The sequence below is a fragment of the Bosea vaviloviae genome (assembly GCF_001741865.1).
GTDB classification, from domain to species: domain Bacteria; phylum Pseudomonadota; class Alphaproteobacteria; order Rhizobiales; family Beijerinckiaceae; genus Allobosea; species Allobosea vaviloviae.
Map to the genome: position 1 here is coordinate 2934016 of NZ_CP017147.1, position 13112 is coordinate 2947127.

The 13112-nt window shown below is 64.1% G+C and carries 13 protein-coding genes; 4 read left to right on the forward strand and 9 right to left on the reverse strand.

What is annotated here, in order from left to right; genetic code table 11:
- Positions 1-9: 9 nt before the first annotated feature.
- Positions 10-885: a LysR family transcriptional regulator gene (locus tag BHK69_RS13495; RefSeq protein WP_069690558.1), complete on the reverse strand. Its 876-nt coding sequence runs from the start codon at positions 883-885 to the stop codon at positions 10-12.
- 83 nt (positions 886-968) lie between these two features.
- Between BHK69_RS13495 and BHK69_RS13500 the strand changes: the two genes are divergently transcribed.
- The 4 genes from BHK69_RS13500 (at position 969) to BHK69_RS13515 (ending at position 5086) form a co-directional block, all read left to right on the forward strand.
- Positions 969-2042 carry an alkene reductase gene (locus BHK69_RS13500; RefSeq protein WP_148663404.1) on the forward strand — a complete coding sequence of 358 codons (1074 nt, stop codon included), beginning with the start codon at positions 969-971 and terminating at the stop codon, positions 2040-2042.
- Positions 2043-2056: 14 nt separating this feature from the next.
- The gene (locus tag BHK69_RS13505) at positions 2057-3043 is read left to right on the forward strand and encodes an SDR family oxidoreductase (RefSeq protein WP_083269367.1); all 987 of its coding nucleotides are present in this window, start codon (positions 2057-2059) and stop codon (positions 3041-3043) included.
- Positions 3044-3557: 514 nt separating this feature from the next.
- Positions 3558-4520, forward strand: a complete 963-nt coding sequence (gene dusA / locus BHK69_RS13510; RefSeq protein ID WP_069693628.1) for a tRNA dihydrouridine(20/20a) synthase DusA — start codon at positions 3558-3560, stop codon at positions 4518-4520.
- 110 nt (positions 4521-4630) lie between these two features.
- Positions 4631-5086, forward strand: coding sequence for a PaaI family thioesterase (locus tag BHK69_RS13515; RefSeq protein WP_069693629.1), 456 nt, complete (start codon positions 4631-4633; stop codon positions 5084-5086).
- Between the two features lie 397 nt (positions 5087-5483).
- On the opposite strand, the gene BHK69_RS31395 is transcribed toward BHK69_RS13515, so the two are convergent.
- From BHK69_RS31395 to BHK69_RS13550, 8 genes are all read right to left on the reverse strand, one after another.
- Entirely contained in the window at positions 5484-5774 is a 291-nt protein-coding gene (locus BHK69_RS31395; protein ID WP_083269369.1) for a type II toxin-antitoxin system RelE/ParE family toxin, read from the reverse strand.
- Positions 5762-6040: a CopG family ribbon-helix-helix protein gene (locus BHK69_RS13520; RefSeq protein WP_069690560.1), complete on the reverse strand. Its 279-nt coding sequence runs from the start codon at positions 6038-6040 to the stop codon at positions 5762-5764. Before BHK69_RS13520 ends, BHK69_RS31395 begins: the two co-directional genes overlap by 13 nt.
- Positions 6041-6260: 220 nt before the next feature.
- Positions 6261-7451, reverse strand: coding sequence for a multiple monosaccharide ABC transporter permease (gene mmsB, locus BHK69_RS13525; protein ID WP_069693630.1), 1191 nt, complete (start codon positions 7449-7451; stop codon positions 6261-6263).
- Between the two features lie 11 nt (positions 7452-7462).
- Positions 7463-9013: a multiple monosaccharide ABC transporter ATP-binding protein gene (gene mmsA, locus BHK69_RS13530; RefSeq protein WP_069690561.1), complete on the reverse strand. Its 1551-nt coding sequence runs from the start codon at positions 9011-9013 to the stop codon at positions 7463-7465.
- 195 nt (positions 9014-9208) lie between these two features.
- Positions 9209-10276, reverse strand: a complete 1068-nt coding sequence (gene chvE / locus BHK69_RS13535) for a multiple monosaccharide ABC transporter substrate-binding protein (protein WP_069690562.1) — start codon at positions 10274-10276, stop codon at positions 9209-9211.
- Between the two features lie 77 nt (positions 10277-10353).
- On the reverse strand, positions 10354-11268 hold the full coding sequence (locus tag BHK69_RS13540; RefSeq protein ID WP_069690563.1) for an SMP-30/gluconolactonase/LRE family protein: 915 nt from the start codon (positions 11266-11268) through the stop codon (positions 10354-10356).
- Positions 11262-12188, reverse strand: coding sequence for a Gfo/Idh/MocA family protein (locus BHK69_RS13545; RefSeq protein ID WP_069690564.1), 927 nt, complete (start codon positions 12186-12188; stop codon positions 11262-11264). Before BHK69_RS13545 ends, BHK69_RS13540 begins: the two co-directional genes overlap by 7 nt.
- Positions 12185-13111: a dihydrodipicolinate synthase family protein gene (locus BHK69_RS13550; protein WP_069690565.1), complete on the reverse strand. Its 927-nt coding sequence runs from the start codon at positions 13109-13111 to the stop codon at positions 12185-12187. Before BHK69_RS13550 ends, BHK69_RS13545 begins: the two co-directional genes overlap by 4 nt.
- Position 13112 lies beyond the last annotated feature (1 nt).

Here is a 13112-nt window from a genome sequence, read left to right on the forward strand (position 1 = left end):
GCGGCATGTTCAAGCTTCCATCAGCCTGGCGGACAGGAATTCGATGAAGCGCTGGGTCTTGGCTGGAATAAGGCGGGTTTCGGTGACGGCGTGAATCGTGACCGACGACCCCTGCCATTCCGGCAGGATGCGCCGGAGCCGGCCGGCGGCCAAATCTTCCGCGACGATCCTCTCGGGAAGCAGGGCGATGCCCTGATGGTTGATCGCCAGGGTTCGGATCATGCCGACGCTGTTGAGCGTGAAGCGGCCGCGAACGCCGATATCGACCTGGTTCATCCCCTGCTGCAAGGTCCAGCTCGGGAACCGCGGCATGCAGATGCATTCATGCTCCGCCAAGCCTGCCGGTATCGCGGGCTCGCCTGACGCTTCGATATAGCCGGGAGACGCATAGAGGTGGCGCGAATGCCGCCCGATCAGGCGCGCGATCAGACCGGAATCGTCCAGCTTGCCCATGCGGATCGCCACATCGAACGGCTCGGTCACCAGATCGACACGGCGCGGGGTCAGGTCGAATTCGAACGTGATGCCGGGATAGCTTTGGGCGAAATCGACGATGATCGGCGTGAGGTACAGCGTGGCGAAGTCGACCGGGAGCGAAACCCGCAGGACACCGCTCGGCTGCTCCAGCATCGCGCCGAGCTGCTCATGCGCGAGCCGCGCCTCGTCGACGATCCGCTTGCTTCGCTCATAATAGAGCTGGCCGGCCTCGGTGAGCTCGATCTTGCGCGTCGTGCGATGCAGGAGCCTCAAGCCGATCGCCTTCTCCAGCGCGCTGATACGCCGCGACAGCGTGGAGTTTGGCATGCCGAGAGCCTCGGCTGCCTTCCGGAAGCTCCTGGTTCTCGCCACCTCGACGAACAGCGCCATGTCGTTCAAATGGCTCACTCGATTGCTCCATATATGGAACTCTTATTTCGATCTATCCGGATTTATCCCGAGATTGGAATAGTGGACAAGGCCTCCAGCAAATGGAGATTCCAATGGATTCGCTATTCACCCCTGTCCGCGTCGGCCGCTACACGCTGCCGAACCGCCTCGTCATGGCCCCGATGACCCGCAGCCGCGCCGGCTTCGACGGCACGCCGGGCGAACTCGCCACTGAATATTATGCCCAGCGCGCCGGCGTCGGCCTGATCGTTACCGAAGGCACCCAGCCCTCGGATGACGCTCAAGGCTATCTCACCACTCCCGGCATCTACACGCCCGCCCAAATCGCCGGCTGGCGGAAGATCACCTCCGCCGTGCACGACAAAGGCGGCCATATCTTCATCCAGCTCATGCATGCCGGGCGTATGTCGCATCCCGACAACACGCCGCATCATCGCCAGGGCGTCGCGCCGTCTGCGATCGCGCCGGGGACGGGAATGTTCACGGCGACCGGGATGCAGGACATCCCGACGCCGCGCGCCCTAACGGCCGAGGAGGTACGCCAGACCGTCGCCGATTTCCGCCATGCCGCCCGCTCGGCGATCGAGGCCGGCGCCGACGGCATCGAGATTCACGGCGCGAACGCCTACCTCGTCCAGCAGTTCTTCGCACCGAGCGCCAATACGCGCACGGATGAATATGGCGGCCCCATCGAGAACCGCGCCCGCTTCGCCATCGCGGTCGCCACGGCGATCGCCGAGGAGATCGGCGCGGACCGCACCGCGATCCGCCTGTCCCCCGGTACGGCCATGTGGGGGATCGACGAAGGCGCCGAAGGACCGGACCTCTACCGCCACCTCGTCGCCGAACTCGATAAGCTCGGGCTCGCCTATCTGCACATCATGCATCAGGGCAACGAGCCGTTGCTGGCCGATATTCGCACGCTCTGGCACCAATCGCTGATCCTCAACCGGCCGGGTCGTCCGCACGACCAGATCGGCGCCGATCTGGCTTCGGGGTCGGCCGATCTGGAGGCCTATGGCCAGCTGGTCCTCGCCAATCCGGACTTCGTCGTGCGGCTGAAGGCCAATGCGGCGATGAACGAGGCCGACCAAAACACCTTCTTCGGCGGCGCCGCGCGAGGCTACGTCGATTACCCCGCCCTGAGCGCCTGAGCCGATACCAGCTCATGACCGGAGATTTTAAATTGACCCAATCACCGCATTCCTCGATCGCCTCGGATAAGACGGCGCTTGCCGATACCGCAGGTTCAAGCGCGACAGCGAGCAGGAAGGTCCTGGTCGTCGGCGCAACAGGATTTCTCGGAGCCAAGATTCTCCGCAACCTGGCGCATGATGCGAATGCGGCCGTCGTTGCGATGTCGCGTAAGGGCGCGCCCTCAAATGAGAGCGCCGATATCGAATGGGTGCGCGGCGACATGATGGATCCAGCGTCATTGGATCGTGCGCTGCGAGGTGTGGACGTCGTCGTCAGCTCGGCTAACAGTTACATGAAGGGAAGCCTCGACACGGACTTCCAGGGCAACAAGAATCTTATAGAAGCGGCAACAAGAGCCAATATTGGCCGATTTGTCTTTCTCAGCATCGTCAGCAGCGAGGCTGCGTCAGCAGTGCCGCATTTCCACGCCAAGAAAGTGGCTGAGGATCTGATCAAGGCCTCTGGGGTCCCTTACGTATTTGTCCGCGCACCTACATTTCTCGATCAAAGCTCAGACCTCATTGCGAAGGGTGCGAAAGCTGGCCGGTTCCTGGCGCTGGGCGATAAGACCACGAGATGGTCCTATGTTCTGACAGATGATCTGGCCTCCTATCTCGCCAAAGCCGCGACGTTTCCTGGTCGTGAGATCAACAACCAAACCATCGATGTCGGCTGGCGCGATGGCCCCAGGAGCCAGCAAGAGATCGCCGATCTCGTCTCCGAGGTTATAAAGAAACGCCTCACGGTGCGGGTTATGCCCTGGCTGGTTTTCCGCTTGCTCGCACGCCCGGTAAAGCTGTTTTCCGAGCTTGGGCACGATCTGATCCAGATGTTCCTGTTCTTCAAGAAGGGCGTCTATGTTTCGAATATTGCGAAACAAGAGCACTTCTTTGGACCGGCCCCTACGTCCCGAGATGCGATCACGCGATGGGCGAAAGGTCAGCATCTCATTGCGTGATGCATAATGAATGGCGTTTCAAAAGGAGCGAGATGGGGCGCCTGTTCTTCTGAGTGGTGGTGTTGATGCGGGCCGCGATACCGGCCTGGCCGGTCTTGCGGGGTCGGCGGGGAAGGTAGAGCTCGCCCTGTATAGGGCGGCGCTCGCGCTATGCACCCGCACCCTGCGCCGCGCGGTCGCGGCCCAAGCGAATGAGACGCTCGCGATCGAGAGACGCCCTGTTACGCTTGCTGAGCTACACGTGCCGCGTTGCGTTACACTGGCCCAGCTGCCGCGCGAGCAATTCAAACGTGCGACCCTGGAGCGCAAAGGGCCTTGCCGAGCTCGCACATGTCGTCGATATGAGGGGCAATGAGTGCCCCGCTTGTTTCCAGGCGCGGATGCGTGACGCGTGCGGAGCCTCGCCACGATCAACCCGGCGCTCGGCCCCAGTGGCACGCGAAACGCCGCATATGCACTGATCTAAACGAGAAAAATGCAGGACTATCAAATACATAGATTCGCCGTGGCGCCGATGATGGACTGGACTGATCGGCATTGCCGCATCATCCATCGCCTGATGTCGCGTCGCGCCCGGCTCTATACCGAGATGGTGACGGCGCAGGCCGTGATCCGGGGCGATCGCCAGCGCCTGATCGGTTTCGACGATTTCGAGCATCCGGTCGCGCTCCAGCTCGGTGGCAATGATCCCGTCCTGCTGGCTGAAGCGGCGCGGATCGGCGCCGATTTCGGCTATGACGAGATCAATCTGAATTGCGGCTGCCCCTCGGACCGCGTCCAGGGCGGCGCCTTCGGGGCCTGCCTGATGCGCGAGCCGGCGCTCGTCGGCGATTGCGTCGCGGCGATGAAGGCGGCCGTCTCGATCCCTGTGACGGTGAAATGCCGCATCGGCGTCGACGATCAGGATCCGGAAGAGGCACTCGATGCGCTGACTGCGGCGGTGCGCGCGACTGGCGTCGACGCCTTGACCGTCCATGCCCGCAAAGCCTGGCTCCAGGGGCTCTCGCCGAAGGAGAACCGCGAGGTGCCGCCGCTCGACTATGAGCGCGCCTACAGGCTGAAGGAAGCCAATCCCGACCTCGCCATCACGATCAATGGCGGCATCCGCGCGCCGGAGGAGTGGAGCCGCCATCTCGCCCATCTCGACGGCGTCATGATCGGCCGCGAGGCCTATCAGAACCCCGAGATCCTGCTTCAGGTCGATCCGCTGCTCTTCGGCGAGGCCGCGCCGGTCGCGGACGCCTTCGCGATGCTGGAGGCGCTGGAGCCGCATATCGCGGCGCATCTCGAGCGGGGCGGGCGGCTGCATGCCTTCACGCGCCATCTCGTCGGGCTGTTCCCGGGCCAGCGCGGTGCGCGCCTGTTCCGCCGCCATCTTGCCGAGCATTGCGTTTCCGCGGAAGCGGGGCTTGCCGATCTGCGCGCGGCGGCAGCCCATGTTTCGCGTTATGAGGATGCGACTGTCGCGGCTGCCTAGAGTAATTCCCGATCCAATTGGATCGGAAATTACTCTGTCTCTTCGTTTGACGCGTTTTCTTCACGCGAACCGGTGGCCACTTCGCTCGAAAACGCTTTTGGGAATTGTTCATGCCGGATATCCCGCCCCCGCAGGAGGAGATGGCCCGGCGGATTGCCGACAGCTTCGCCAAGCAGGCCTTCATGACCACGCTCGGGGCGCGCTTGGTGCGTATCAGCGCCGGCGAGATCGAGATCGACTTGCCGGTCTCGACGCATCTGACCCAGCAGCACGGCTTCGTCCATGCCGGTGCGGTCGCGAGCATCGCCAATTCCGCCGCAGGCTATGCGGCGCTGACGACGATGCCGGCGGGGGTGGGCGTGCTGACGGCCGAGTTCAAGATCAACCTGCTTGCGCCGGCCGCCGGCGAGCGCCTGCTTGCCAAAGGCAAGGTGATCAAGGCCGGGCGCACCTTGACGCTCGCCATGGCCGAGGTTTTTGCGATCTCGGGCGGCGTCCCCAAGCTCTGTGCCATGCTGACCGCGACCTGCATGACGATCGCCGGGCGCGAGGGCGTGTCCGACTAGAGCAATGTCTGAATCAACTTGATCAGAAACTGCTCTATCTCTTTGTTTAAATACGTTTTATTCGCGCGAACCGGTGCGCGCTTCGCTCGAAAGCGCGCTGGAGCAGCTTCTGAATCAACTTAATCGGAAACTGCTCCAGCTCTTTGTTTCAATGTGCTTTTTCCCGCGAACCGGTGTCCGCTTCGGCGAGGCCCCGTGAACCCCGGCGAACGCTGGAGTTCATCGTCAAACCGCTCAAGGATCAGATCGCCAAGGCCTTCAAGGAGACAAGGCCTTCAAGGAGACAAGGCCTTCAAGGAGACAAGGCCTTCAGGGCGACAAGGTCTTCAGGGCGAGGTGAGTGGCGGGCGGAGTGGATGCTTTAGCGGCTATTGGGATTATCGTGTGGAGACACGCTTCATGATCCCGCTTCCTTTTGGTGCCGCACCGCGAGGATTGTTACAGCGTCGCTGTCAACACGATAGCGAACCACATATCCGCTATCCCCAAAATCGATGAGCCATTCCCGGTATTGCTCGGGTAGATCCTCGACAAGCCGGCCCATGCGAGGATGCGTGCCGAGTGCTTGCGTGCCTGCGATGATCGTCTCGCCCGCCCGTTTGGCGGCTGATGGGTCCTTGGAGCGAAGGAAGGCGCGCAGTCGCTCGAGATCGCGAACCGCTGCAGGCGCGAAAACTACTCGTGGCATACCGGCGTGGGCAGTTCGTTTTCAGACCCCCAACTCGACAACCACTTTTCGACCTCATCAGCCGTTGCGCGCAAGCCGGTGGCTTGAAATTCCTCCCAGGCCTTAACTGTGTCTTGTCGCAACGCTTCGTGCTTCTCTTCACGCGCCACGTACTGCTCAATTGCCTCGCGCATGATCCAATGAGACGTGCGCCGACGCGCCGCGGCCAGGTTCTGCACACGGCCCTTCAGTTCATCGTCAAGCTTGATGGATGTGACCGCTGCCATCTACCTACCCCACATGGAAAAGGTAATACCCGAAACTACCATACCCGCTTCTCGCCCTGCCGTCCATGAAGAGCGCCCACACGCCTGTGCGCTATCCGAAATGTGTCGGCGCGCTCGGCCCGGCCTGCTGGCGGCTTCCAAGGGGTAGATCGGTCGCCGCGGGCTACATGCCGGTGGCCGATCGATGAGCGATATCGCGGGCCGGCGATCTCGCTCCTGCTCAGCGCTTCTGATTGTAAACGTCGAGGCAGACCGCACCCAGCAGGACGAGGCCCTTGATCACCTGCTGATAGTCGATGCCGATGCCCAGGATCGACATGCCGTTGTTCATCACGCCCATGATCAGCGCACCGATCACCGCCCCCGAGACACGCCCGACTCCGCCATAGGCCGAGGCGCCGCCGATGAAGCAGGCCGCGATCACGTCAAGCTCGAAGCCCAGCCCCGCCTTTGGCGTCGCCGTGTTGAGCCGCGCCGCGAAGACGAGGCCGGCGAGCGCCGCGAGAACGCCCATGTTGACGAAGGTCAGGAAGGTCAGCCATTCCGTGCGCACGCCCGAAAGCTTGGCGGCGCGCGCATTGCCGCCGACCGCATAGATCTGCCGGCCGATGCTGGTGCGCGTCGTCACGAAGGCATAGAGCGCGATCAGCACCCCCATCACCACGAGCACGTTCGGCAGGCCGCGATAGGAGGCGATGAGATAGGTCGCGTAGAGGATGATCGCGGAGAAGGCGAGGTTCTTGGCGATGAAGAGGCCCTGCGGCTCGACCGGGACGCCATGGCTCTGCTGGCGCATGCGGCTCTTGAGATTGAGCACCACGAGCAGGATCGCCAGCGCAGCCCCGATCGCCAGAGAGGTCGGGTAGAGCGCGCCGGCTTCGGGCATCAGCTCGGGGATGAAGCCCGAGGACAGCTTCTGGAAGGTCGCCGGGAACGGCCCCAGCGACTGGCCTTGCAGGATCGCCAGCGCCAGCCCCTTGAAGACGAGCATGCCGGCCAGCGTCACGATGAAGGACGGGATCTTGAAATAGGCGACCCAATAGCCTTGCGCCGCGCCGATCAGCGCGCCCAGCGCCAGGCAGATCAGGGCGGCGGGCACGAAATGCATCTCGTAGCGCACCATCAGCACGGCGGCGACCGCGCCGACCGCGCCCGCCACCGAACCGACCGACAGGTCGATATGGCCGGTGACGATGACGAGCAGCATCCCCAGCGCCATGATGACGATGAAGCTGTTCTGAAGCACGAGATTGGTCAGGTTCAGCGGCCGCAGCAGCGTGCCCCCCGTCATGACCTGGAAGAACAGCATGATCGCTACCAGCGACATCAGCATGCCGTAGTCGCGCAGGCCCGTCTTCAGGTGGTGGCCCGCCGGACGCACAGGTGTTTCGCTCAAGGTTTTGCCGCTCAAGGTTTCGCCGCTCATGCTCTGGCCTCCCCGTTGCGCATGATGGCGCGCATGATCTTTTCCTGGCTTGCATCCTGCGCCGAGAATTCGCCGACGAAAGCGCCCTCGTTCATCACGCAGATGCGGTCGCAGATGCCCAGCAGTTCCGGCATTTCCGACGAGATCACGATGACACCGCGCCCGGAATCCGCCAGCTCGTTGATGATGCAGTAGATTTCATATTTGGCGCCGATGTCGATGCCGCGCGTCGGCTCGTCCAGGATCAGGACCTTGGGCTCGGTGAAGAGCCATTTCGACAGCACGACCTTCTGCTGGTTGCCGCCCGAAAGCTGGCCGGTCTCCTGGTAGACGCTGGCGCTGCGGATCCCCATGCGCGAGCGATAGCCGGTCGCCACCTTGAGCTCGGCCATGTCGTCGATGATGCCGCCGGGAGCGACCGCCGGCAGGTTGGCCAGCGTCATGTTCTTGCGGATGTCCTCGGCCAGGATGAGCCCAAGCTCCTTGCGGTCTTCGGTGACATAGGCGAGCCCGGCATTGACGGCGCGCCGCACGGTGGACAGATCGACCTCGCGACCCTCCAGCCTGGCGCGGCCGCTGATATGGCGCCCATAGGAGCGGCCAAACACGCTCATCGCGAATTCGGTCCGGCCCGCGCCCATCAACCCGGCGATGCCGACGATCTCGCCGCGCCGGACCTGGAAATCCACGCCCTTGATCACGCGGCGCCCGGCATCCTGCGGATGGAACACCGTCCAGCCCTCGACCTCGAAGATCACCTCGCCGATCTTCTCTTGGCCTATCTTGGGCTCGCGCTTGGGATAGCGATGCTCGAGATCGCGATCGACCATGCTGCGGATGATGCGGTCTTCCTCGACCGGGCCGGCGCGGCAGTCGAGCGTGTCGACGGTGCGCCCGTCGCGCAGCACGGTGATATGGTCGGCGACGCGCGCGACCTCGTTGAGCTTGTGCGAGATCAGGATCGAGGAGATGCCCTGTGCCCTGAGCTCGACCAGGAGGTCGAGCAGCGCTTCGCTGTCGCGCTCGTTGAGGCTCGCGGTCGGCTCGTCCAGGATCAGCAACCTGACATCCTTGGACAGCGCCTTGGCGATCTCGACGAGCTGCTGCTTGCCGACGCCGAGATCGATGACACGGGTGTCGGGCGCCTCGTTCAGGCCGACCTTGGCCAGCAGCGCCAGGGCGCCGCGATAGACCGCGCCCCGGTCGATCACCCCGAACTTGGTGGGTGGGTTGGCCAGGTAGATGTTCTCGGCGATGGACAGGAGCGGGATCAGCGCCAGCTCCTGATGGATGATGATGATGCCGAGCGCCTCGGATTCGGTGATGTCCCGGAAGCGCCGCTCCTCGCCATCGAAGACGATGGCCCCGTCATAGGAACCGTGCGGGTAGACGCCGCTCAGCACCTTCATCAGGGTCGATTTGCCGGCGCCGTTCTCGCCGACGACAGCGTGGATCTCGCCCGGTTCAACCGAAAACGAAACCTCGCTCAGGGCCTTGACGCCAGCGAACGCCTTGCTGATGCCGCGCATGGCCAGGATCGGATTCATTTGATCTGCTCCGCGACCGGATGGATCGACGGCCCCGCCTCGAGCCGGATGATTTCAGATGGGATCACCAAGTGATCCCATCTGAAATCTGAATCCGTCTCTCATCCCGGGAGTGAGAGCAGGATCGATGCGAAAAACCGGTTCCCACTTTTTCGCATCCTGCCCTAGGGCGGGGCCGCGTGCGATGGTGCCGCGTTACTTGATCTGCCCGGCCTTGTAGTAGCCCGAGGCGATCAGGATCGCTTCCCAGTTCGACTTGTCGACCGCGACCGGGGTGAGCAGATAGGACGGCACGGTCTTGCGGCCATTGGTGTAGGTCTTGGTGTCGTTGACCGGCACCTCCTTGCCGCTGAGCATGGCATCAACCATGTCGGCGGTGACCTTGGCGAGCTCGCGGGTGTCCTTGAAGATGGTCGAATACTGCTCGCCGGCGAGGATCGACTTGACCGAGGGAACCTCCGCGTCCTGGCCCGAAACCAGCGGCATCTTCATCGAGCCCGAGCCGTAGCCGACGCCCTTCAGCGAGGACAGGATGCCGATCGAGATGCCGTCATAGGGCGAGAGCACGGCGTCGATGCGCTTGTTGTTGTAGAAGGCGCTGAGCAGGTTATCCATGCGCGCCTGGGCCGTTGCGCCGTCCCAGCGCAGGGTCGAGACCTTGTCCATGCCCATCTGGCCGCTCGCCACCACGATTTGCTTGGAGTCGATGAAGGGCTTCAGCACCGACATCGCCCCGTCATAGAAGAAATACGCGTTGTTATCGTCCGGTGAGCCACCGAAGAGCTCGATGTTGAACGGCCCCTTCGCCTCGGGCAGGCCAAGCCCCTTCACCAACGTCTGCGCCTGCAGGACGCCGACCTTGAAGTTGTCGAACGTCGCATAATAATCGACATTCGGTGAGTTCCGGATCAGGCGGTCATAGGCGATCACCTTGGTGCCGGCGGCGGCCGCCTGCTGCAGGATGTCGGACAGGGTGGTGCCGTCGATGGCGGCGATCACCAGGACCTTCGCCCCCTTGGTGACCATGTTCTCGATCTGCGAGAGCTGGTTGGGGATCTCGTCCTCGGCATATTGCAGATCGGTATTGTAGCCGCGTTCCTTCAGCACCTTCACGATGTTGTCGCCGTCGGCGATCCAGCGGGCTGATGATTTCGTCGGCATGGCGATGCCGACGGTGGGCTTGGATTGCGCCAGCGCGGGCCCGGCAAAGGCGAGCGCGCCCAGCGCGAGAGCCGACAGTAGCTTGGTGATCCCGGATGTCATCGTTTTCTCCCTTGGTTGTGAATATTGGGCTGAACATTCATCGCCGCCTGGACGCGGTCTTGGTTGATAAGAGACTGTCAGTGCGCTCCCAGCCTGACCCGCGGCTCCGCCTTTCCGACCGCGCCGGGGCTGAACACGAATGTCGCGCCGCCCTGCGGATCGGCGGCACGGGTGGCCTCATCCTGCCCCTCCCACGCGCTGGTGACCAGAAGCCGATCGAAGGCTTTGCCGACGAAGACCGGGCAGCTCGGCTGGCGCGCCGGCACGGCAAGGCTGCGGATCGTTTCGCCTGCATCGGTCAGGACATCGATACGCGCCCCGCCCCAGCGGGCGATCCAGATCAGCCCCTCGCGGTCGATCACGGCACCGTCGAGCCCTTTGCCGTCATCGGACAGGGCAAGCGAGGAAGGCGCCTCGCGCGGCAGCCCCGTCACCGGGTCCAGCGGCACACGGTAAAGCTCGTTTTGCGCCGTGTCGGCGAAAAACCCTTGCCGGCCGTCAGCCGAGAAGCAGATCGCGTTGGGGATCGTCAGCCCGGAAAATAGCAGCACGACCTCGCCGCCCGACAGTGCATAGATCGAGGCGGCGCCGGCCTTTGCGCTCTTGCTCATCATGCTGAACCAGAACGCGCCGCCGGGATGCGCACGCGCATCGTTGGAGCGTGTCGCGCGGTTGTCCGCCTCGACGGCACGAAACAGCGTCATTGCGCCGCCCCGGCGCGAACGCAGATGCAGCCCGCTCTCGGTCGAGACGATCTGGCGCTCGTCGTCGACCAAGGCCAGCGCCGAGGCCATCAGCGGGAGATCGTGTGAGATCACCGAGCCGGTTCCCAGATCAGCCTCGAACAGCTTGCGCCCCAGGATGTCGAACCAGAACGCGGTGTCGGTCGCGGCGTCATAGGCGGGGCCTTCGCCGAGATGGCAGCGTGTTTCGCCCAGCAGCACGGGAGCGGGCAGGACTGCCTGGGTGACTGCCTGCGCCGCGCTCACCATGTGAAGGCCTCCATGCTGCGACGCTGCCCGAGCAGGAAGGCGTCGGCCACGAGTTGCAGCGGCGCCAGGTCGACATCGCTCTCACGCCCGCCGACGAGATCGACGAAACGGCGATAGAGTGCCGGATATTCCGCCTCCGCCTCGTCGACGAGCGGGCGGCCGTCATGGTCGAGCTTCGCGCCGCCGGCTGACAGCATCAGCGTTCCGCCTTCCGTCTCGATGCGCATGTCCCAGCTTTGCGGTCCGGTCTGCAGGAAATCGAACTCCGCCCGGATCGACAAGCCGGCCTCGTCGGCAAGATCGAGTTCGGCTGCGATCGGCGCCGCGCGATCGGCGGGAAAGGCGAGCCCGGCACCCCGGAGAAAGATCGGGCGCGGCAGGATGCGGGTCAGGATCGACAGCGCGTTGATCCCGGGATCGAACACGCCGAGCCCGCCGGCCTCGAAAATCCAGTCCTGACCGGGATGCCAGACCCGGACATCTTCGCGCCAGTCGATCTTGACCGACAAGGGCCGGTTCGCGGCGAGAAAGGCGCGTGCCGGCTCGACTGCCGGGGCATGGCGGGAATGCCAGGTTGCAAACAGCGTCAGGCCCTTGTCGCGCGCGCTGGCGATCAGCGGAGCAAGCTCGCTGACGGTCGCGCCCGGCGGCTTCTCCAGCATGACATGCTTGCCCGCCGCCAGGGCGAGCGCGGCCTGGGCTCGTCGCACTTGCGGCGGCGTGCACAGCGCCACCGCATCGACCGCGACATCGGAGGCGAACAGCGCCTCAAGGCTCTCAAAACAGGGCACGCCGTCCAGCCTCGCATTGCGGCTGACAACCGCCGCGATCGCGATGTCGGGCAGGCCCGCCACCGCGGGCAGATGCTGGTCGCGGGCGATCTTGCCCAATCCGACGATGGCGAGGCGCAGCATGCTCATTGGCTCCAGCGCAGAACCGCGGCGTCGAGGCTTTTGGCGATCTCGATCAGCCCTGCCTGCGTCTTGGGATGCGGCAATTCGAGCGGATGACGCAAAGCGGCCGAGCCGATGATCCCGCCCTGCTTCATCAGGATCTTCGCAGCCGACAGGCCGGTCTGGCGGTTCTCGTAGTTGATCAGCGGCAGCCAGCGCGCATAGGCGGCCATGGCCTCGTCGCGGCGCCCGGCGAAATAGGGATCGACGATCTGGCGGATGCCGTCGGGATAGCCGCCGCCGGTCATCGCGCCGGTCGCACCCGCATCGAGATCGGCCATCAGCGTGATCGCCTCCTCGCCGTCCCACGGTCCCTCGATCGCCTTGCCCCCGAGTTCGAGCAGCGTGCGCAGCTTGGCCGCGGCCTGGGCGACCTCGATCTTGAAATACGAGACGTTCTCGATCTCGCCGGCGAGCTTCGCCAGGAAGGCGGGCGAGAGCGGCGTGCCGGCCACCGGCGCGTCCTGGATCATGATCGGGATCGAGATCGCATCCGAGACGCGACGGAAGAAGGCTTCGATCGCCGCCTCGCCGACCCGGAAGGTCGCGCCGTGATAGGGCGGCATGATCATCACCATGGCCGCGCCCTTGTCCTGCGCGCGGCGCGAACGCTCGGCGCAGACCGCGCTGCTGAAATGCGTCGTCGTCACGATGACCGGCACCCGGCCAGCGACATGGTCGAGCGCTACATCCATCACCGTGTCGCGCTCGGCATCGGTCAGCACGAACTGCTCGGAGAAGTTCGCCAGAATGCACAGCCCGTCCGAGCCGGCCTCGATCATGAAGTCCAGGCAGCGGCGCTGGCCTTCCAGATCGAGCGTACCGTCATCGTGGAAGATGGTCGGCACGACGGGGAAGACGCCGCGATAGGGTCTGGTCGCTGCAGGCATG